Source organism: Pseudomonas sp. IT-P176 (assembly GCF_949767245.1).
Lineage (GTDB): Bacteria > Pseudomonadota > Gammaproteobacteria > Pseudomonadales > Pseudomonadaceae > Aquipseudomonas.
Genome location: NZ_CATKPN010000061.1, coordinates 1 through 22,201, shown reverse-complemented (window position 1 = coordinate 22,201; position 22,201 = coordinate 1). Strand labels below are relative to the sequence as shown.

General features: G+C 64.2%; 14 protein-coding genes and 1 pseudogene. 11 read left to right on the top strand and 4 right to left on the bottom strand.

The features are described 5' to 3' along the window. The first annotated feature begins 26 nt into the window (after nt 1-26). From ACM6IP_RS18540 to ACM6IP_RS18495, 10 genes are all read left to right on the top strand, one after another. Entirely contained in the window at nt 27-1,808 is a 1,782-nt protein-coding gene (locus tag ACM6IP_RS18540; RefSeq protein ID WP_414862037.1) for an ABC transporter ATP-binding protein, read from the top strand. Continuing rightward, nucleotides 1,801-3,651 carry an ABC transporter ATP-binding protein gene (locus ACM6IP_RS18535; RefSeq protein WP_414862036.1) on the top strand — a complete coding sequence of 617 codons (1,851 nt, stop codon included), beginning with the start codon at nt 1,801-1,803 and terminating at the stop codon, nt 3,649-3,651. Before ACM6IP_RS18540 ends, ACM6IP_RS18535 begins: the two co-directional genes overlap by 8 nt. Before the next feature lie 779 nt (nt 3,652-4,430). Then, nucleotides 4,431-5,591, top strand: coding sequence for an LLM class flavin-dependent oxidoreductase (locus tag ACM6IP_RS18530; protein WP_401127482.1), 1,161 nt, complete (start codon nt 4,431-4,433; stop codon nt 5,589-5,591). Between the two features lie 20 nt (nt 5,592-5,611). Next, nucleotides 5,612-6,655 (top strand): ABC transporter substrate-binding protein, encoded by a 1,044-nt coding sequence (locus tag ACM6IP_RS18525; RefSeq protein WP_320334313.1) that lies wholly within the window; start codon nt 5,612-5,614, stop codon nt 6,653-6,655. Nucleotides 6,656-6,723: 68 nt separating this feature from the next. Next, a complete protein-coding gene (locus ACM6IP_RS18520; protein WP_095169052.1) occupies nt 6,724-7,782 on the top strand; it encodes an ABC transporter substrate-binding protein in 1,059 nt (352 codons plus the stop codon). Between the two features lie 263 nt (nt 7,783-8,045). Further along, nucleotides 8,046-10,322: a TonB-dependent receptor gene (locus ACM6IP_RS18515; RefSeq protein ID WP_095169051.1), complete on the top strand. Its 2,277-nt coding sequence runs from the start codon at nt 8,046-8,048 to the stop codon at nt 10,320-10,322. A 156-nt stretch (nt 10,323-10,478) separates the two neighbouring features. Continuing rightward, entirely contained in the window at nt 10,479-12,950 is a 2,472-nt protein-coding gene (locus ACM6IP_RS18510) for a TonB-dependent receptor plug domain-containing protein (protein ID WP_414862035.1), read from the top strand. Nucleotides 12,951-13,232: 282 nt separating this feature from the next. Next, complete coding sequence (locus ACM6IP_RS18505) at nt 13,233-13,994, top strand: ABC transporter permease (protein WP_414862034.1); 762 nt, start codon at nt 13,233-13,235, stop codon at nt 13,992-13,994. A 9-nt stretch (nt 13,995-14,003) separates the two neighbouring features. Continuing rightward, nucleotides 14,004-14,765 (top strand): ABC transporter permease, encoded by a 762-nt coding sequence (locus ACM6IP_RS18500; RefSeq protein WP_414862033.1) that lies wholly within the window; start codon nt 14,004-14,006, stop codon nt 14,763-14,765. A gap of 11 nt (nt 14,766-14,776) precedes the next feature. Continuing rightward, complete coding sequence (locus tag ACM6IP_RS18495; RefSeq protein WP_414862032.1) at nt 14,777-15,571, top strand: ABC transporter ATP-binding protein; 795 nt, start codon at nt 14,777-14,779, stop codon at nt 15,569-15,571. A gap of 262 nt (nt 15,572-15,833) precedes the next feature. Here the strand turns inward: ACM6IP_RS18495 and ACM6IP_RS18490 are convergent, their stop codons facing one another. After that, nucleotides 15,834-16,997, bottom strand: coding sequence for a DUF1624 domain-containing protein (locus tag ACM6IP_RS18490; RefSeq protein ID WP_414862031.1), 1,164 nt, complete (start codon nt 16,995-16,997; stop codon nt 15,834-15,836). A gap of 157 nt (nt 16,998-17,154) precedes the next feature. Between ACM6IP_RS18490 and ACM6IP_RS18485 the strand changes: the two genes are divergently transcribed. Beyond that, a complete protein-coding gene (locus tag ACM6IP_RS18485) occupies nt 17,155-18,501 on the top strand; it encodes an OprD family porin (RefSeq protein WP_414862030.1) in 1,347 nt (448 codons plus the stop codon). 17 nt (nt 18,502-18,518) lie between these two features. Here the strand turns inward: ACM6IP_RS18485 and ACM6IP_RS18480 are convergent. From ACM6IP_RS18480 to nirB, 3 genes and pseudogenes are all read right to left on the bottom strand, one after another. Continuing rightward, a pseudogene (locus ACM6IP_RS18480) lies at nt 18,519-18,665 on the bottom strand (histidine kinase); the annotation flags it as partial. Further along, the gene (gene nirD / locus ACM6IP_RS18475) at nt 18,662-19,039 is read right to left on the bottom strand and encodes a nitrite reductase small subunit NirD (RefSeq protein ID WP_414862029.1); all 378 of its coding nucleotides are present in this window, start codon (nt 19,037-19,039) and stop codon (nt 18,662-18,664) included. The gene nirD and the pseudogene ACM6IP_RS18480, both read right to left, overlap by 4 nt. Then, nucleotides 19,039-21,600 carry a nitrite reductase large subunit NirB gene (gene nirB / locus ACM6IP_RS18470; protein ID WP_414862028.1) on the bottom strand — a complete coding sequence of 854 codons (2,562 nt, stop codon included), beginning with the start codon at nt 21,598-21,600 and terminating at the stop codon, nt 19,039-19,041. The genes nirD and nirB overlap by 1 nt, the downstream gene beginning before the upstream one ends. Nucleotides 21,601-22,201 lie beyond the last annotated feature (601 nt).

Genomic DNA, 22,201 nt, shown 5'->3' with positions numbered 1-22,201 from the left:
AGCCCCGTGACGCTAATGAGCTCTCCATGATCGAAAAACACCCCCTTCTGCGCTGCCTGGCGATCTACCGGGAAATGCCCTGGCGCTTCGCCCTGGTGGCGGCGCTCTACGTTGCAATCAACCTCGGCCTGGTCTGGCAGCAGTGGCTGATCGGCCATGCGGTGAACGACGTCAGCGCCGGCCGCGCGGTGGTCCACCAGGCCGATGGCAGCCTGGACGCCAGCCTCGGCTGGTACTGGCTGTGGTTGATGCTGGCCGTGGCCCTGGGTCGTGGCGTCTTGCAGTACGCCGCCAGCGTGCTGTCGCTGGTGCTCAGCCAGGAACTGCTGACGCGCCTGCGCGAGCGCATCCTGCAGCAGGTCCAGGACCTGCACTTGGGCTACCACTGGCAGCACGGCATGGGCGAGATGATCACCCGCACCACCCGCGATGCCGACAAGGTTCGCGACGCGCTCATCAGCTTCTGGCGCCAGGTGGTGGAAACCCCGCTGGTGGTGCTGGCCACGGTCGGCCTGTTGAGCTGGTACAACCCGCTGCTGGGGCTGGTGCCGCTGTTGCTGACGGTCCTCGGACTGTGGATTTTCGTGCGCCAGACCGAGCGCCTGGTCAGCCTCGACCGGGCCGTTGGCGCCGCCTACGACCGGGTCAACCAGGACTTGAGCGAGGGCATCGGTGGTGTGCGGGTGATCAAGTCGTTCGGCCTCGAACACCGCCGCACCCAGCGCTTCGCCACACAGGTGGCGCTGTTCGCCGAACACGCACGCCTGGCCCTGGCCTACTCCAGCTCGCGGATTCCCCTGCCCCAGGCCGTGGTCGCCCTGGGGCATGTATGGATCCTGGTGTATGGCGCCCACCTGGTGGCCAACGCGCAGCTGGGGATCGGCGAGCTGGTGACCTCGCTGCTGATCGCCACCACCCTGGTGTTTCGGATCGAAGGCATCGGTCGAGTGATGCAGACCTTCGCCGACGCCCGCTCCAGCGCCGAGCGCATCTGGCAGCTGCTGGATGAGCCAGCGGCGATCCGCAGCGGCCCGGCCAGCCTGCCCGAAACGCCCCTGGGGCTGAAACTGGAGCACGTCAGCGTCAGCCCGCCCGGCGGTGGCCAGGCCATTCTGCGCGACTGCTCGCTGACCCTGCAGCCAGGGGAAATCGTCGCCCTGGTGGGCGCGACAGGCACCGGCAAAAGCCTGCTGGCCAGCCTGTTGCCGCGTCTCAGTGAGGTCACGAGCGGACGTCTGCTGCTGGGCTCGGACGCCGCCGGCTGGCAGGACATTCGGCAACTGGATCTCAATCAACTGCGCCGACGAGTACACGTGGTGCCCCAGGAGAGCTTTCTGTTTTCCGACACTCTGGCCGCCAACCTGCGCCTGTGCGCGCCGACGGCCAGTGAACAACAGTTGCGCCAGGGCTTGCGCCTGGCTGCCGCCGAAGACGTACTCGAACGCCTGCCCCATGGCCTGGCCACGCCCCTGGGTGATCGCGGCGTGACGCTCTCCGGCGGCCAGCGCCAGCGTCTGTGCCTGGCCCGCGCCCTGCTCGACGAGCCCGACATCCTGTGCCTGGACGACGCCACCAGCGCCCTCGATGCCATCAGCGAACGCCAGGTCCTGGACAACATTCGCCAACTGCGTCGCGACCAGGGCCGGGCCACCAGCGTGTTGGTGATCTCCAGCAAGCTCTCGACCATCCTCCTCGCCGACCGCGTGCTGATGCTCCAGGACGGCCGGATCGTCGCCAGCGGCCAGCACTGCGAACTGCTGCAAACCCACCCCGACTACCGCGACCTGCTAGGGATCGACCATGGCTAATCCAATCGCCGGCACAGCCTTGAGCGATATTGAAATTGAAGAAGCACTGGCAAAAAAGGCTCTCGACCGCAGCATGTTGACGCGCCTGCTGCCGCTGCTCAAACCGATACGCGGGTCGATCGCCGCGGTGATCGGCATCGAGCTGCTGCTGGTGTTCACCGTGTTCCTGCGGCCCTGGTTCGTGCGCGAACTGCTGGATCGTGGGCTGATACAGCAGCAGGATCACTGGTTGCTCGATGAGCGCCTGGTGCTGTGGCTGGGTCTCGGCCTGGCGGCGAGCTGGCTTGGTCGGTTCCTGCTGGCCGGGGTCTCGCAGTTCGTCGCCGGCGGCGCGGCGATCCGTGTACTCAATGACCTGCGAGTGCGGGTATTCGCCCACGTGCAGAGCCTGAGTGTCAGCTACTTCGATCGGACCAAGGCCGGGCGCATCATTTCCCGCGCCGACCGCGATGTCGACAGCCTCGAACCGCTGCTGATCCAGGGCCCGCCGGAGCTGCTGGGCGCACTGCTGCGCTGCGGGCTGGCGGCCGTGATGCTGTGGCGGATCGACCCGCGTTTCTTCCTCAGCCTGGTCGCCACCGTGCCGTTGCTGGTGCTGGCGACCTGGAGCTTCAAGCGCATCTCCCAACGCAACTGGGCCAAGGTCGCGGAGAACCGCAGCCGCTTCACCGCACACCTGGTGGAAAGCGTCAGCGGCGCGCGGATGTTGCAACAGTGCGCGCAACAGACTCCGAACCTGCGGCGCTACCGTGGTCTGCTCGAGGACTTCAACCAGGCACTGATCCGCGGCAGCCTGCGCTCCAGCTGGTTCGCGCCGTTCACCGCGCTGCTCAGTTCCGCCGGCATGGCGCTGCTGTTGCTGGTGGGGGCCTACGGCCTGGCACAAGCGGATGTCAGTGTGGGCCAGATCGCTGAAAGCCTGTTCTACGTGTTCCTGTTTCTTGGGCCTTTGCAGGAACTGTCGGACCTGTTCGAGCGCTACGCCACCGGTTCGGCGTCGGCGCAGCGGATCTTCCTATTGCTCGACACCCGCCCGCAGATCACCGACAGCCCCACCCCACGCCTCCTGGACCGGGCACGGGGCGACGTGAGCTTCGAGCAGGTGAGTTTTGCCTACGACCCCCACAGCCCGACGCCGGTGATCGATCAGCTGGATTTGCAGATTCGCGCGGGGGAAGTGCTGGCGATCGTCGGCCCTTCAGGCCATGGCAAGAGCACCCTGGTGCAGTTGTTGACGCGCTTCTACGAGGTGCAGGCGGGGGCGGTGCGACTCGACGGCATCGACGTGCGCGAACTGACCCAGCAAGCGCTGCGCCGCAACGTTGGCGTGGTGCTGCAGGACAACGTGCTGTTCAGCGGCACCATCCTCGACAACCTGCGCCTGGCCGCTCCCGACGCCAGTGATGCAACACTGATCGCCGCGGCCCGCGAGCTGGGGGCCGACGAGGTGCTGGAGCGCCTGCCTCACCAGTACCACAGCGAAGTCGGGCCTTTGGGCGGGCACCTGAGCCATGGCCAGCGGCAACTGGTGTGCCTGGTGCGGGCCTACCTCGCCGACCCGGCGGTGCTGGTGCTGGACGAGGCCACCTCGGCGGTCGACATCCATACCGAGCGGCGTATTCAGCGGGCATTCCGGCGCCTGTGCGAAGGCCGTACGGCGATCATCATCGCTCACCGCCTGGCGACCATTCGCGACGCCGACCGGATCGCGGTGATTCAACGCGGCTGCCTGGTCGAACAAGGCCCGCACCGCCAGTTGATTGCCCAGGGCGGGGCCTATGCGGCGCTGTACCAGACCTATTTGCGCAGTGCTTCCCTCGAGGAGATTGGCCAGCCGGCCTGAATTGATTGGGGGAGCTAGCGCCCGCTTGCGGCCTGCTAGCGATGGGGCCAGAACATTCAACATCGATGGTGCCTGACCCACCGCTATCGCTGGCAAGCCAGCTCCCACAAGGTTGAGTGGGTGTACCCAAAATCTGCGAACACCCAGAACCACTGTGGGAGCGGGCTTGCCCGCGATGGGGCCGGTCCATTCAACATCGATGGTGCCTGACCCACCGCTATCGCTGGCAAGCCAGCTCCCACAAGGTTGAGTGGGTGTACCCAGAATCTGCGAACACCCAGAACCACTGTGGGAGCGGGCTTGCCCGCGATGGGGCCGGTCCATTCAACATCGATGGTGCTTGACACACCGCTATCGCTGGCAAGCCGCAAGCGGGCGCCAGCTCCCACAGGTTGAGTGGGTATACCCAGAATCTGCGAACACCCAGAACCACTGTAGGAGCGGGCTTGCCCGCGATGGGGCCGGTCCATTCAACATCGATGGCGCTTGACACACCGCTATCGCTGGCAAGCCGCAAGCGGGTGCCAGCTCCCACAAGTTGAGCGGGCGCATGCCAAATCTGCAGGCAACGCCAGTCGCCGCACGCTCGGGCTGTTGCCGCTTCAACAACCACTGCTGACGGGCTGCTGCTACAGACGCAGCCCTGGCGCAACTGTCCGCACCTTCAGCGCCCAATCCCCAGCCCCTGCGGCCCGCAAGCCGTTCCAGGCGCCATGGCATGTCCGTTGCAATCATCCCTGCAAGGCGTCCTCGCACGCGTTACTGAATCAGGAGCACCCATGAGCACTGAATTTTTCTGGCGTCTGCCGCTGGGCACCGACGGGCCGCAGTTGAGCACCGACAAACACAATCGCGGCACCTCCCACCACCGCCCTGGCAACATCGCGCCCGGGCGCTTGCCCAATGGCGAGCCGGACGACTTCACCTACATCGACTACATCGCCCAGGTGGCCAAGGCCGCGGAGCTGGCCGGGTTTGAAGGCGCGCTGCTACCCACCGGGCCCGAGCCCTGGATCGCCGCGGCGGCGCTGGCCCGGGAAACCCGGCGCATCAAGTTCCTGATCGCCTTCCAGGCCACCTGGACCCTGCCGGCCTACGCCGCGCAACAGGCGGCCATCCTGCAAAACCTCAGCCGTGGCCGCCTGGAGTGGAACATCATCACCGGCGGCAACCCGGCCAGCCAACGCGCCAACGGTGACTTCCTCGAACACGACCTGCGCTACAAGCGCACCGGCGAGTTCCTCGACATCATCCAGGGCCTGTGGCAGAACGAGCGGTTCTCCTACGACGGCGATATCTATCAACTGGAGAACGGCGCCCTGCCCCACGGCCTGCATCAGGAACGCAAGCCCGGCGTGTACTTCTCCGGTTTCTCCGACGCCGCGCTGGACGTCGCCGCCAAGCACGCCGACGTCTACCTGAACTGGGCCGAGCCGATCGACAAGCTCAAGCCGCACATCGAACGAGTGCGTGAGCTGGCCGACAAACAGGGGCGTAGCGTGCGCTTCGGGCTGCGGGTCGACCTGTTCGCCCGGGAAACCGAAGAACAGGCCTGGGCCGACCTGCGCCGCCAGTTCGACAAGCTCGAAGGCCAGAGCAGCGTGGTCGCCAAGGGCTTCACCAGCGGCTCGGACTCGGTCGGTGGCGCACGGCAGACCGCCTACCACCAGAATGTCGATCGCTTCGACGACCTGATCATCGGCCCCAACCTGTGGGCCGGTTTCGCCAAGGCCAAGCCAGGGCCGACCGTGGGCCTGGTGGGCAGCCACCAGAACATCGCCGAACGCCTGGTGGAATACCGCGATGCCGGTTTCTCGACCTTCATCCTCGCCGGCAACCCGCACCTCGAAGAGGCCTTGCGCATCGGCCAGGAAGTCCTGCCGCTGGTGCACCAGCGCCCCGCTGCCAGCCCGGCAACCGCACTCAAAGCCAGCGCCTGAGCGCTGAGGGAGACGACTTGATGAGCCATCCACTCGATACGCTCTGGTACACCCGCTGCCCGGTCCCCACGGGGTTGGGGATCGCCGTGCAAAAAGGCTGGTTGCAGGACACCGTAGGCGCCCTCGGCACCCGGGTGCAATCGCTGCGCGAGTCCACGGACAAGGCGGTGCGCGAGTCGCACTTCGATCACAGCTTGCAGAATTCGGTGCGCCACGGCGGCAACATCCCAGCGATCTGGGCCCGCGCCCAGGGTCGCGAGACCCGGGTGATCGGCCTGTCGTGGGCCGACGAAGTGCAACTGATCCTGACCCTTCCTGACAGCGGCATAAAAACCGTCAAGGACCTCAAGGGCCGCAGCTTCGGCCTGCCGGACTGGGCCGGCGCGCAGATCGATTTCACCCGGGCCCAGGCCCTGCGTGGCCTGGAGAACGCCCTCAAGCTCGAAGGCCTGCAGGTCGGCGACGTGCGACTGGTGAACTTTGTGTATGGCGGTACCTTCAGCGACCCGCAGGTGCATACCGTCAATGGCACGCCGGTAGCGACGCAACGGGTCGAGGGGCGCAACCTGGAACTGATCGGCCTGCTGCGCGGCGAAGTCGACGCGATTTTCCTCAAGGGTGCCAGCGCCGCCCAGTACGCCCACGACTTTGGCCTGCACACGGTGATCGACACGGGGGCCCACCCCGACCCGCTGATCCGCAGCAACAACGGCACGCCACGCACCCTGGCGGTCGACCTGCACCTGCTGGAGCAGCATTTTGACGTGGCCAGCGGCATTCTCGACGCGGTGCTGCGGGCCGAACAGTGGGCTCATACCCACCCGGATGAAACCCGCCGCTACCTGGCGCGGGAAACCAACAGCAGCGAGTACTGGGTCAGCGCCGCCTACGGCGACAACGCCCACCAGCGCCTGCACACCGCACTCGACGAACAGGCCATCGACGCCCTGCAGGACTTCACTCACTTCCTGCACCGCTGGCGCTTTATCCCGAACAGTTTTGACGTGCGCCAATGGATCGACCCGCGTCCGCTACAAGCCCTGCAGACCGCCCTCGCCGGCTAACCCCAACCGCACGATCACCCTAGCGCGGCGGGGTGATCGGTTTCATGGACTCGAACGAAGATCCCTTTATGAGCAAACCACTCGATACCCTCTGGTACACCCACAGCCCGGTGCCCACCGGGCTTGGCATTGCGGTGCAATCCGGGCGCCTGGCCGAGGCTTTCCAGCCGTTCGGCACCAATATCCAGTCATTGCGTGAGTCCAGCGAACGGGAAGTTCGCGAGGCCCACTATGACCATCACCTGAAAAACTCGGTGCGTCACGGCGGCAATATCCCGGCTATCTGGGCCTACGCCAGTGGAGTGCAGACCCGGGTCCTGGGATTGTCCTGGAGCGATGAGGTGCAACTGATCCTGACCACCGCCGAAAGCGGGGTGAAGAGCATTCGCGACCTGAAGAACCGCCGCTTCGGCGTACCGAAATGGGCCAACGTGCAGATCGACTTCACCCGCGCCCAAGCGTTGCGCGGGCTGGAGAACGCACTCAAGTTGGAGGGCCTGAATGTCAGCGATGTCGAGCTGGTGGACTACCCCTACGGCGGCACCTACAGCGACGATCAGAAGCAACATGTGTATGGCTCGGAAGTCAGCCTCGGCACCAGCCGCTTCAGCCAGCGCAATAACGAGCTGATCGGCCTGCTGCGCGGCGACATCGACGCGATTTTCCTCAAGGGCGCCCACGCCGTACACCTGGCCAACGAATTCGGCCTGCAGGTGGTGGTCGATACTGGCTCGCACCCCGACCCACTGATTCGCTCCAACAACGGCACGCCGCGCACCCTGACCGTCGACACCCACCTACTGCACGAACACTTCGATGCCAGTGTGAAAATCGTCGACACCGTGCTGCGCACCGAGCAATGGGCGTGGGCCAACCCGGATGAAACCCGGCGCTTTCTCGCCCGCGAGCTGAACACCAGCGAGTACTGGGTGGCCGCCGCCTATGGCGAAGACGCACACCGGCGTTTGCGCACCACCCTGGACAGCCGCTCGATTACCGCCCTGCAGGATTTCACCGATTTCCTGCACCGTTGGGACTTCATTCCACGACGGTTCGATGTACGCGAGTGGATCGACTTCAGCGTGCTGGAAACGGTGATCGGCTCGACTTCGAGAGTGGCGGTCTGATGACCCTGTAGCAACACAACGGTTGGCAGTTGTGTTGCTCCAGCAGCAGCCTCACAGCAACCCATGCTGAATAATCGACAGGGGATTTCCCGGTAACTTTTACCCGAACTTTTCGAGGCTTTAACATCAAATAAAATACTAATTTTATCCTTTATTAATCAGCCACTTAGCAAAAGTAAGCAACCACCAGCACAGCCCTCAAAGCTATTGGCACGATCTCTGCTCTACCCCTGTTAGTGAAACTTTATCGGGGGAGTACCAACATGCATAAGCTTAATCCAATCACCAAGAGTATCTGGCTCACCTTGCTGCTGGCCGGGGGGGCCGTCAGCGAGGGATTGCTGGCAGCCGAGACAACAGAAAGCGACGCCGGCAAGACCAGCACCGAGCCGGCGCTGAAAACCGTGACCGTCACCGCCCAGCACAAGGAAGAAACCCTGCAGGAGATCCCGGTGGCGGTGTCGGCGATCCAGGGCACCAGCATCACGGCCGACGGTGTGCGGTCGATGGGCGACATCACCACCTTCGTGCCCAACGCCTCGGCGAAGAACCCCGACGGCGACGGCCGTCCGCGCTGGTACATCCGCGGCCTGGGCACTGGCGATACCGGCGCTGCCACCGTGTACCCGGTGGGGATCTACTCCGACGACGTCTACCTCAACGCACCCATTGCCGGTGGCGGCCCGCTGTATGACCTGGAGCGCATCGAGATTCTGCGCGGGCCCCAGGGCACCCTGTACGGCAAGAACACCACGGCGGGCGCGGTGAACATCATCTCGCAAAAACCGAGCCTCGATGCCCAGACCAACGGCTACGGCACGCTAGGTGTCGGCAGCAAGGATGAACGCATCGTCAGCGGCGCCCTGGGCGGTGTGCTGGTGGACGAAAAACTCGCCGCGCGGGTGGCGCTGTACTCCGAGGAGCGCGACGGGTTCGCCGAGAACCTCACCGACGGCCACACCTACGGCGACGTCAACAAGAAAGCCGTGCGCGTGCAGTTCCTTGCCCAGTTGAACCCTGACCTCGAAGCCCTGCTCAAGGTCCACGCCCGCCAGCACAATGGCGACGGCAGCAACGGCTCGCTGCCGGTGGGACGTTACTACAACGTCGGCTACCAGCGCCCGAACGGCCGCGACATCGAACTCAACGTCAATGAAGATGCCAAGCTCGACCATGACGGCACCTCGCTGACCTTCAACTGGAACCTGGGCGACTACACCCTGACCTCGATCACCGCCTACGACTACATCCGCGGCCAGTCCACCAGCGATGCCGACTACACGCCATACGAAGTCAACGGCGCCGCCACGGCCGACAACAAATACAGCCAGTACTCCCAGGAACTGCGCCTGGCCTCGCCCCAGCAGGAAACCCTGCGCTGGCTGGCCGGCGCCCACTACTTCCACGAGACCCTCGACAGCTCTGCCACGCGCTTTATTACCCCGGGCCCGACGCCCAATGGCAGTGGCTCCAACCAGATCGGCGGGGTCACTGACCTGCGTGACCTCAACTACGACCACAAGACCGACAGCTACGCGCTGTTCGGCAACCTGACCTATGACTTCACCGACAATTTCACTGTCACCGGCGGTCTGCGCTACACCCAGGAAAAGAAAGACATCGACCTGGACCTGACCCAACTGACCCGCGCCAGCGCCAACGGCCCGCTGATTCCACTGAGCGGCGTCGGCACCAACGGCAACCGCCAGGAAGCCAATACCTGGGAAGCCTGGACCTACGACCTGACCCCGGAGTACCGGATCAACGACAACCTGCGGGTGTTCTTCCGCTACGCCCACGGCTTCCGTTCCGGCGGCTTCAACACCGGCTTGTCGACCAGCCTGGCGCAGTTGACCACGGTCGATCCGGAACAACTCGACGCCTATGAAATCGGCCTCAAATCCGAGTGGTTCGACCGTCGCCTGACGGCCAACGCGAACATTTTCTACTACGACTACTCGGATATTCAGGTCAACCTGCTGACGGTCAACAACGGCGTGCTGACCACCGCCCTGACCAACGGCGCCGCGGGCAAGGTCAAGGGTGCCGAGCTGGAACTCGAAGGCCAGCCCACCGAGTACCTGCACCTGCGCGCGGCGATCTCGTTCCTCGACACCGAGTACACCGACTTCAAGAACACCAACCCCAATACGGGTGCGGTCACCGGCGACTACAGCGGCAACAGCTTCGTGCGCTCGCCGCGCAACGTAGTCTCGCTGGGCGGCGACTACACCTTCCCACTGGAGATCGGCGGCAAGCTGGTGGCCGGTGGCGACGTGAGTTTCCGCGACAAGGAATACTTCCTCGCCGACCGCCAGAGCAGCGCCGACAAGACCCTGAGCCAGGCGCACTACACCTTGGCCAACAGCCGCCTGACCTGGTTCAGCCCGGATGAAAAACTCAGCGTCACCGGCTTCGTCAACAACCTCACCGACCGCCGCTACCAAGTCCACGGACGGCCCAACGGCACCCTCGGCCAATACGTGATCACCTACGGCGACCCCCGCACGGTGGGCCTGAGCGTCACCAGCCGGTTCTGACCCACCACCTGTAGGAGCGGGTGCTCGCTTGCGGCTTGCTCGCGAAAAACGTCAACAGTGACGCGTGCATTCAGTATGCACGCGGCGCCTGCGAGTTCTTCGCGAGCAAGCTCGCTCCTACCGGTTGATCCTCTTGCCCTAGAAAGGAATCCGCCCATGTTCCACCACAACCCGTTGGCCAGCGCCGTGGCGCTGGTCATTGGCAGCCTTGCCCTGCCTGTCATGTCCGCCGAAACCCACCCGGCCCCGACCGGTGCCAGCAACGATCACCTGGACACCGTGGTCGTACTCGGCACCCGCCGCAGCGACGTCACCGCCCTGCAAAGCGCCGCCCCGGTGGACGTGCTGTCCAGCGAGCAACTACAGGACACCGGCGCCAGCGACCTGTCCGGTGCACTGACGGCACTGTCGCCGTCCTTCAGTTACCCGCAATCGCCCCAGGGCGCGTTCTCCGGCTCCATTGCCCAGGGCGCATCGTTGCGCGGGCTGGCCTCCGACCAGGTGCTGGTGCTGGTCAACGGCAAACGCCGGCACACCAGCGCCAACGTCACCCGCCAGGGCCTGGTCAACGGCCGGGGGGCGGCGGCGGTCGACCTCAGCCTGATTCCGTTGGGTGCGATCCAGCGCGTGGAGATCCTGCGTGACGGCGCGGCGGCCCAGTACGGCTCCGACGCCATCGCCGGGGTGATCAACATCGTGCTCAAGGAGAAGGATGACGGCGGCAACCTCGGTTACCGCTTCGGTGGCTACGACAAGGGTGACGGCATCCAGCGCAAACTCGGTGGCTGGAAAGGTTTCACCCTGCCCAACGACGGCTTCCTGACCCTGAGTTTCGACGCCGGCAGCCAGGACCCGGCCAGCGACACCAACCCAGACAACCGGATCTTTTACCCCGGTTCCACCAGCATCAACACCGCCAAGGAACAGAACAACCGCTACCGCACTTGGCGCTGGGGCTCGGGCAACGTCTCGGACCAGTACAACCTGGTCGCCAACAGCGAGATCGGGGTCGGCGAAGGCTTGACCGCCTACGGCTTCGCCACCTACTCGCACAAGAACACCGATGCCGAGGGCTTCTTCGACCCGCCCACGACCTTGCGCAACAATTACGGGAGCAACGCTTTGCAGCGCTTCCCCGATGGTCGCTTGCCGGTCACCCGCTACTCTCTGGAAGACTATGCCGTGACCGGTGGCCTGCGCCTGGACGACGAGCAACTGGGCAAGTTCGACCTGGCACTGAATTACGGCGACAACCGCCTCACCTCCGACGACCGCAATGCGATCAACCCGAGCTGGGGCGCCGGCAGTCCGCAGAACATCTACACCGGCAAGCGCCAGGTCGACCAGACCAACGCCACCCTGGACTGGGTGCGCGACTTTCCCACCGACCTGCTGTTCAAGCCCCTGACCCTGTCGGCGGGCCTGGCCTGGCGCCAGGAGAACTACGAGCTGAGCGCCGGGGAAGCGGCCGGTTGGCAGAACGGGCCGTTGTTCAACACCGTCGACCCCTTCACCAGCCGGCGGATTCCCGGGTATTACTCGGGCATCACCCAGGTCGACGCGGCGTCCCTGGACCGCCGGGTACTGGGTGCCTATGTCGATGTCGAAGCCCAGCTCACCGAGCAATTCCAGGCCGGGGTGGCGCTGCGCAGCGAGCACTATTCGGACTTTGGCGACACCACCAACGGCAAGTTGTCGCTGCGTTACGACTTCACCCCAGAGATCGCCGCGCGGGCCACCGCCAGCACCGGTTACCGCGCACCGTCGCTGGTGCAGAGCGGCCTGTCCTCGTTCAGCGTACAGGTGGTCGAACAGCCGCCGGGCAGCGGTAACTATGTCGAGGTCCAGCAACGCACCCTGCGCGCCAACAGCCCGGAAGCGGCGCTGCTGGGCGGTACCTCGCTGAAACCGGAAGAGTCCACCAACTACTCCCTGGGCCTGGTATGGCGGCCGTTGCCCAACGCGTCGGTGACCATCGATGCGTACCGGATCAACATCGACAACCGCATCACCCTCTCCGACCAGTTACCGGCCTCGGTGGTGTCGCCGATCTTCGCCGGTACCCCGTACGCCAATATCCAGAGCGCAGCGTTCTACACCAACGTGGCCGACACTCGCACCGACGGCATCGAGCTGACCGGCAACTATCAGTTCGACCTGGCGCAATGGGGCCGGCTGAACCTGAGCAGCGGTTTCAGCAAGAACCATACGGACATTACCCAGCTGCGGGACGTTGGCAACATCAAGGGTGAGCAAATTGTCGGCCGGGCGACCCAGGGCCTGATCGAGGAAGGCACTCCCGAGAACAAGCTAGTGCTCAGCGCCAACTGGCTGTACGCCAACTGGGGCGTGACCATTGCCCAGCGCCGCTACGGCGAATGGAAGAGCTTGAACGCGAGCAACCCGGACCTGGACCAGACCTACAGCTCGCAGTGGGTCACCGACCTCGACCTGTCGTACACCTTCGACAAGGCGCTGAAAGTCTCGGTGGGCGCGATCAACCTGTTCGACACCCACCCGGACGAGGCCGATGGTACGCAGCTGTACGGCGTGCCCAAGTACTCGATCACCAGCCCCGAAGGTGCCCAGGGCGCGTTCTACTACACCAGCGTCAGCTACGAGTTCTGACCGCCACTGCTGCCGGGGTGCTGCCCTGGCAGCAACGGGTGCGTCTGTAGGAGCAGGTGTCTGCTTGCGGCGCCCGATTGCGGTGCCGCTTGCGGATTGCGGCTTGTCCGCGATGGGCTCAAGAACAGTGCGTTCATCCTGGATGCGCGCGTTATCGTTGACGTCCATCGCGAGCAAGCCGCAAGCGGGCACCCGCTCCTACAGGTGGTGGCGGGGTTGCAACGAGGACATGGCACAGCTCTTGCGATAGCCCTCGGGTACTTCGCCGAAATAAGACCCGCCATGCGCCCACACTCCTTGCTGACCGCTCTCACCTGGCTTATCTCGCCCCTGGCCCTGCTGGTGCTCTGGGCCGGGGTGGCCGAGGCCGGGATTTTCCCACGCAACCTGCTGGTGCCTCCCGCCCAGGTGATGCAAGCCTTCGCCGAACTCTTGGCCAGCGGCGAGCTGCTGGAGCATCTGGGCAATAGCCTGTCCCGCCTGGGGCTGGGGTTTGCCATTGGCTCGCTGTGCGGCCTGGCCTTCGGGGTGTTGATGGCCCTGTCCAGGCAGGTCGAGATCTACTGCGCGCCGCTGTTCCACACCTTGCGGCAGATCCCCAGCATCGCCTTGATTCCGATGTTCGTGTTGCTGTTCGGCATCGATGAAACCTTCAAGATCATCATTGTCGCCAAGACCGCGTTCTTCCCGGTGGCCCTGGCCGCCAGCGAGGGGGTCAAGGCCATCCCGCGCAGCTATTTCGAAGTCGCCGACGTGTATCGCCTGCGTTGGCCGACCCTGGTCCGCGAGATCGCCCTGCCTGCCGCTGCGCCACCGATCATCACCGGCTTTCGCATCAGCCTGACCCGGGCCTGGGTGGTGCTGGTGGCCACCGAGTTGCTCGCCGCCGACAGCGGCCTGGGACAGATGATCGAGATGAGCCGGCAGATGCTGCGCATCGACGTGGTGATGGTCGGTGTGGTGGTCACCGGGGTGATCGGCTTTGCCCTGGACTTTTCCTTTCGCCAACTCGAACAGCGCCTGTTCCGCTGGCAAACCCGCTAGGAGCCCGCCATGCCCCCTTTACTCGGAAAATCCCGCAGCCTGTTGCTGCCGCTGCTACTGATCGGCGGCTGGGAATACCTGTCGCGCCAGGATGCCGCCGGGGCCTATGCCTTCGTGCCGCTGTCGACCATCGGCCAGGCCTTGCTCGAGCTGCTCGGCAATGGCGAGTTGCTGGTCAACCTGCTGGCCAGCCTGGCGCGCACCAGCACCGGCCTGGCCCTGGGTATCGTCTTTGGCGTCGCGCTGGGGGTGCTGATGGCGCTGTCGAGCGTGGCCAACCGATTGATCGGCCCGCTGTTTCATTCGATTCGCCAGGTGCCGATGCTCGGCTGGATCCCGCTGATTGCCATGTGGTTCGGCAACGGCGAGTTCTCCAAGGTGTTGATCGTCACGCTCGCGGCGTTCTACCCGATGGTGCTCAACACCTATCAAGGTTTCACGCACGTCGAGGGACGCTACCGCGAAGTCGGCCAGGTGCTGGTGCTCAGCCGCTGGCAACAGTTCTGCCATGTGCTGCTGCCAGCGGCGCTGCCGAGCCTGGCCACCGGCGTGCTGCACGCCCTGGCGTTTGCCTGGGTCACCGCCGTGGGCAGCGAACTGTTTTTGTCGTCCGGGGCCGGCCTGGGCAACCTGATGATGAACGCCGAAGCCGGCGCGCGCATGGAGATCATCGTCCTGAGCGTGCTGTGCATCGGTCTGTGCGGTTACCTGATGACCCTGCTGTTTACCCTTCTGAGTCGCCACCTGCTGCGCTGGCGCAACATTCGTTGAAAGGCCACCCCATGAACGCCATTGCCCATCACGCTCTGCCCCACAGCACCACTCTGCCCTGCGGCGCCCTGGAAGTCCGCGGCCTGAGCAAGGCCTATCGGATCGAAGGCCAACCGCTGCCCGTACTGGACAACATCAACCTCAAGGTCCGCCCTGGCGAATTCATCAGCATCGTCGGCGCCAGCGGCTGCGGCAAGTCGACCCTGCTGCGGCTGATCGTGGGCCTGGAGGGCGACTACCAGGGCGATATCCTGCTCGATGGCAAGCCCGTGGTCGGCACCAGCCTGGAACGCGGCATCGTGTTCCAGGACCACCGCCTGTTTCCCTGGATGACCCTGAGCAAGAACATCGCCCTGGCCCTGAAAAACCACCCACTGTCCCAGGCCGAAAAGGATCGCCTGGTGGCCGAGCACATCGCCCTGGTCAACCTCGAGGGATTCGAGAGCGCCTACCCGCACCAGCTGTCCGGTGGCATGGCCCAGCGAGCCGCCATCGCCCGCGCCCTGATCAACCGCCCCAAGGTGCTGCTGCTCGACGAACCCCTGGGCGCCCTCGACGCCCTGACCCGGGTCCGCCTGCAACACGAACTGCAGCGCATCTGGGTGCAGCAACGCTGCACGGTGATCATGGTCACCCACGACATCGAAGAGGCCCTGTACCTGGGCGACCGGGTGATCGTCATGGATGCCCACCCAGGGCGGATCAAGCACCAGATCCAGGTCAACCTGCCCCACCCCCGGGACCGGAGTTCGCCCGTATTGCAGGGCTACAAAGAGCAACTGCTGGAGGAATTGGTGGGGCATTGAGCGCGATATGCAATGTTTTGATCCTGGATTTGTGGGTATATCCAGCCATAGAGACAGGAACTGACAGACACTCATCCTTGCGCAGCCACCCGTGGGTACGGGCGCTGCGATCAATTGTTGGAGCTCGTGCTACAAACGCTTTTATCAAAGCGCCAATGGACCGGACGTGTCTACTGTCAGAGTTGACAGGTACTTGCTTCTCTAGCCGCCCGCAGACTTGCACGCTGCGGGACGGCCCCCAGCAGAAAATCAGCAAGTGCGACTAAAAATACTTGAGCCAAACCAAATCCCGGCGACGGCTCTTGAGCCTTGAAAACCAGCGCACCGGCAGGTACAGGGTCAACGCCAACAGCCCCGCCGCCAACCACACCGCCCACACGGAATCAAACCCGTAGTAGCTGCCCTGATTCAGGCCAAAACACGCCACTGCCAACAGGTAGGCGAACTTCAAGACGTACAGGTGCAACAGGTAAAAGAACATCGGTGCCGAGCCGAACACGCTCAACACCAGGATCCAGCGGCTGCCCTGGCGCCGTTCGAACCCGCGCAACAGCAGCAGGCCGAGGCTCAGGGTCAGGGTGATGAACAGCAGGGACGGCGGGTACTTGGTGATGTTGAAAAAGCTCATCAGCGTCTGCAGGGTACTCTCGCCCTGGACCCAAGGTTTGTCGCCGTAGCCGTTGAGCAAGCGCAACCCGACAAAACCCGCCAGCGCGGCGATACCGCCGATCCAGAGTGCACGTTGGCGCCAGGCGGCATCACTGGCCTGGGCGAACCAGGGGCCGATGGCATATCCCAGGCCGATCACGCCGATCCACGGCAGCACCGGGTAGGAGGTACGCAGGCGCAGGCCTTCGCTGAACTCGATCCAGCCGCGGTCATGCAGCACCGCCCACGGCACATGCAGCGCCGACTCCAGCGCAAAGTGCAGGCCGTCCAGCAGGTTGTGCCCGGCGATGATCAGCAGGCTCAAGCCCAGCAACAACGGGCGTGGCAGCCAGACCAGCGCCGACAGGGCCAGCATGCTCAGGCCGATGGCCCAGATCACCTGCAGGTAGATCACAGTCGGCGGAATCTGGAAGGTCCAGGCGAAGTTCACCAGGGTGATTTCCAGCAGCACCAGGAACAACCCGCGCTTGAACAGGAACCCGCAGACATCCGCCTTGCCCGCGTATTTTTCGCCATACAGGTAGGCAGACAGGCCCGTGAGCAGGACAAAGATCGGCGCACACAGATGGGCCAGGGTGCGGCTCAGGAACAGCGCGGGTTCGGTCGTGGCAATGTCCATGGGGTCGCTGACCTGGCGGTGCAGCAGAAAGGTTTCGCGCACATGGTCGAGCAACATGAACAGAATCACCAAGCCCCGCAGGGCATCGATGGACAGCAACCGGCCAGCGCCGGCGGGTCGGACAACAGCATTTGTCATGGGGGGTTCGCAACGCAGAGGGTGGAGGAAACGGCCTGTCTTGGGCCTTTGGGCTTGATATTTGGTGTAATAGTATTACATTACGTAACCCATTCGAAACCCCGTTGCACAGGCATGCGCTGTCAGCCTGCCCAAGGTGTATGCAAGGACCCCATACATGATCAGATTCAAGCGTCTCGCCCTGCCCTTCGCCCTCGCCGCGCAGTCCACCACGTTGCTGGCTGGCTCGGCCCAGGAAGAGTCGCGCGGGCTGGTCGAGGACAGTCGCTGGAGCCTGCTCAACCGCAGCGTCCTGGACCACCGCGAGTACCAGCACGGCGCGCGCAACAACGCCGCACGCAATGCCTACAAGCCGCGCAACGAACGCAGTGGCAATGCTCAGGAGTGGGGATACGGATTGATGGGCAGCCTGCAGTCCGGGTTTACCCAGGGCCTGGTCGGGGTGGGCGTCGATGCCCATGCCTATGCCGCCTGGCAGCTGGACAGTGGCGGCGGTCGGGCCGGCAAGGCGCGTTTGCTCGGGCTCGATAACGCCGGTCATCCCAAGGACCAGTTCGGCCGCGGCGGCGCGGCGCTCAAGCTGCGCACCTCCTCGACCACCCTCAGTTACGGTGAGCAACGGGTCAAGACCCCGGTCTTCAGTTCATCCGACAGTCGCCTGCTGCCGGAAACCGCCACCGGGTTCTTTCTCAACAGCCAGGAGTTCGCCGGCTGGAAAATGCTCGGCGCTCACTTCAACGAAAGCACCGACCGCAACGCCAGCAGCCACGACCAGGGGTTTGTGGTGAATTATTCCAACGCCAGGCAAGGCAACAACTTCGACCTTGCCGGGCTGGTCTACGACGGGATTGAAGGGCTTTCCACCAGCCTGTACAGCGCACACTACGAAGACAGCTGGCGCCAGCATTACCTGGGCAGCACTTACAGCCATGCCCTGGGGCTCGACCAGACGCTGACGCTGAACCTCAACCTGTATCGCACCCTCGACACCGGACAGGCCTGGTCGGGCAAGATCGACAACACCACCTGGAGCCTGCTCTCCAGCTACCGCAACGGTGCTCATACCTTCAGCCTGGGCTACCAGAAAGTCGATGGCGATACGCCCTTCGACTACGTGACCCGGGGTGCGATCTACCTCACCAATGCCGTGCAACTGTCGGACTTCAACGCCCCCAACGAGCAATCCTGGCAGGCCCGTTACGACCTGGGTTTGCAGGCGCTCGGCTGGCCCGGCCTGGTGCTCAGCGCCGCCTATGTGCGCGGCAGCAACATTGATGGGCGCCACGTCGACCCGGCAGGTGGCTATGCCTACCTGGGCTACGGTGAGGGCGGCAAGCATTGGGAGCGCGACCTGGAAGCCCGCTATGTGGTGCAAAGCGGCCCGGCCAAGGACCTGGCCCTGTCACTGCGGCACAACCTGCACCGCGGCAACACCGCCCAGGCAGAACTCGACACCGAGCAGATTCGCCTGGCCGTCGAGTACCCCCTGAACGGACGCTTCTGAGTCAGCCAATCACAGGCTCAGTGCCCGCGAATGTAATGCTCCAACTGGTGGATCAGATCGGCCTGTTCGACAATGGCCTGCTTGACCAGATCGCCAATCGACAGCAGCCCGATCAATTGCCCCGCCTCCAGCACCGGCAGGTGACGCAGGTGGCTGTCGGTCAATCGTTGGCCACGTCCACTTGCACCTGCCCACCTTCAAGGCGCACCGGCCAGACTCGCAGGCGCTGTTGCGGATACTCCAGGCAATACCCGTCCTCGAGTCGAAAGTGCTGCTTGTACAGGGGCGACGCCACCACCAGCTCGCCCTTGAGGCTGCCCACCAGCCCGCGACCGATGACGTAGGCGCCCGATTGCGGATCGTGGTTGTCGATGGCATACAGCGTCTTGCCCTCGGCCTGCGGCAGGTAGAACAGCGCCACTTGTGCGCCGTCGAGCCACACCACCACCCCCGAGTTGTGGACCAGATCGTGCTGGCTGCACACCGATTGCCAGAGGGGTGAACGGGCGGCGGCGCGCGGGGAATTGGACAGGTTCATCAGGCAAGCTCCTCGGTGACAGGGATAAGGTTGAGTTCGGCGGCCATGATGGGCCGGCGTTGCCCACGCTCCTCGACAAAATGAATGCTCGGGTCGGGACGCTCGTCGTTGACGAAGGTACGGAAGCGCTTGAGTTTGTCCGGGTCCTTGAGGGCATTGGCCCACTCGCACTCATAACGGTTGACCACCAGTTGCATCTGCGACTCCAGCTCCTCGCCCAGCCCCAGGCTGTCGTCGATGACCACCTGCTTGAGGTAATCCAGCCCGCCCTCCAGGCTCTCGCGCCAGACCGAGGTGCGCTGCAATTTGTCGGCGGTGCGGATGTAGAACATCAGGAAGCGGTCGATGTAGCGGATCAGGGTCGCGTCATCCAGATCGGTGGCAAACAGCTCGGCGTGCCGCGGACGCATGCCGCCGTTGCCGCACAGGTACAGGTTCCAGCCCTTCTCGGTGGCAATCACACCGACGTCCTTGCTCTGGGCCTCGGCGCACTCACGGGTGCAGCCGGAGACCGCGAACTTGAGTTTGTGCGGTGCGCGCAGGCCCTTGTAGCGGTCCTCGATCAGCAAGGCCATGGCCACGCTGTCCTGCACCCCGTAGCGGCACCAGGTGCTGCCGACGCAGGACTTCACCGTGCGGGTCGACTTGCCATAGGCATGCCCGGTTTCAAAACCGGCCTCGATCAGTTCGCCCCAGATCTGCGGCAACTGGTGCAACTGGGCGCCGAACAGGTCGATGCGCTGGCCACCGGTGATCTTGGTGTACAGCTGGTACTTCTTCGCCACCTGGCCGATCACGATCAGCTTCTCGGCGCTGATCTCGCCCCCGGCGATCCGTGGCACCACCGAATAGGTGCCGTTTTTCTGCATGTTGGCCATGAAGGTGTCGTTGGTGTCCTGCAACGGTACCAGCGAGGCGTCCATGATCGGCTGGTTCCAGCACGAGGCGAGGATCGAGCCCACGGCCGGTTTGCACACATCGCAACCGGTGTGTCCACGACCATGCCGGGCCAACAGTTCTTCGAAACTGTGCAGCCCTTCGACCCGCACCAGGGCGTAGAGCTCCTGCCGGGTAAAGGCGAAGTGTTCGCACAGACTCTTGTCGACACTCACACCACGGGCGATCAACTCGTGCTCGAACACCTGCTTGAGCAGGCCGGCGCAACCGCCACAGCCGGTGCAGGCCTTGGTTTGCGTCTTGAGCTGGGCAAGATCGCTGCAGCCGCCGTCGATGGCCGAACAGATCGCGCCCTTGCTGACGTTATGGCACGAACAGACCATGGCCGACTCGGGCAAGGCGCCCGGACCCAGGGTGGGCGCGCCGGTCGAGGATGGCAGGATCAGGCTGGCCGGTTCGGCCGGCAGGGCAATGCCGTTCTGGGCGTACTGCAGCAAGGTGTCGTAGTAGCTGTTGTCGCCCACCAGCACCGCCCCCAGCACCTGCTTGCCGGACGCGTCGACCACCAGCCGGCGGTAGCTGGCGCTGGCCTCGTCGATGAACTGGTAACTGCGCGCGCCCGGGGTGTGGGCATGGGCATCGCCGATGGAGCCGACGTCGACCCCCAGCAGCTTGAGCTTGGTCGACATGTCCGCACCGATGAAGGGCTCAGCGTCCTGCTCGCACAACTGCGCGGCGACACTGCGGGCCATCTGGTAGCCCGGCGCGACCAGGCCAAACAGGCTGCCGTTCCACGAGGCACACTCGCCGATGGCGTAGATATGCGGGTCGCTGCTCAGGCACTGGTCGTCGATCACCACCCCGCCACGCGGGCCGATGTTCAATGCGCATTGGCGAGCCAGGGCATCCTGGGCGCGGATCCCGGCGGAGAACACGATCAGGTCGGTTTCCAGGCTTTCTTCGTTGGCAAAGTTCATCCGATAGCGGTACTGCTCGCCGGCACTGATCGATTGCGTAGCGCGGGACAAGTGCACGCCGACACCCAGCCGTTCGATTTGCGACTTCAGCGCCAGGCCACCCAGCTCGTCCAGTTGCACCGGCATCAGGCGCGGGGCAAATTCCACCACATGGGCTTCCAGGCCGAGGCTTTTCAGGGCATTGGCCGCCTCCAGGCCGAGCAGCCCCCCGCCCACCACCACGCCGCGCTGTGCATTGCTGGCAGCGCGGCGGATGGCGTCGAGGTCTTCGAGGGTGCGATAGACCAGCCGCGAGTCGCCTTCGGCGCCTTCGATGTCCGGTACAAAGGGATAGGAACCGGTGGCCAGGACCAGGGTGTCGTAGGCGACGCAGCCCTGGGCGGTGATCACCTGGCGCCGGGCACGGTCGATTTCCAGCACCGGCACTCCCAGGTGCAAGGTGACCCCCGGCGTCTGGTACAGCGCCGCGTCGGACAATGCCAGTGACTCGGCATCACGTCCGGTGAAGTATTCGGACAGGTGCACCCGGTCATAGGCCCGCACCGGTTCCTCGCTGAAGACATGCAGCTGATAGCGCCCAAGGGCGCCGCGCTCGATCAACTGTTCGACACAATGATGGCCGACCATGCCGTTTCCGATCACGACCAGGGTTTGCAAGGTGTTCAACGCGGCAACATTGGAGTTCATAAGTAGCACCCGATCACTGTTCTAAAAGCAAAAAAAAACGCCTGAAACCTTACGGTTCCAGGCGTCTTTGCCTGTTCATTTGCGCTGTGCAAACCCGACTGCTGTGCCCGGTTCAACGCTGCTGCCCACGACCTGTGCGGCCAATCGATCGTCGTTGACCGAGGGGGCTGCCTGGACGACGGTGTTGCTGCGCGCCAGGCCTGCAAGATGTATTGCAGCCTTTGTGCCAGAACCGCGGTCAGCCCCGCACAGCCGCGATTCAGGGCGCTTGCAGGCCATGTACGGCGGCGCCCGGACTGGCTCGACCAGCCTGCGGCGTGACTTGGCTTAGTGCACGGAGGGTGGCGCGGGCTTTATAACAGTGCATCGCCGGGCGACGCTCCGCTTGCCCGCGATGGGCATCGGTATCTACACAACTTTGTAGCGGTCTGTGGCGAGGGAGCCTGCTACCGTGGCGGCCTCTGGGGGGTTGGATTAAGCGGAGTACATATCCATTTTTTCGGTAATGGCCACCTATGGTTCCGCTTTTACAGCGGCTCACTTTTGGAGGAGCCCAAAAGTAAGCAAAAGGCTCTTGCCCCACCACTCGGCACCTCGCTTA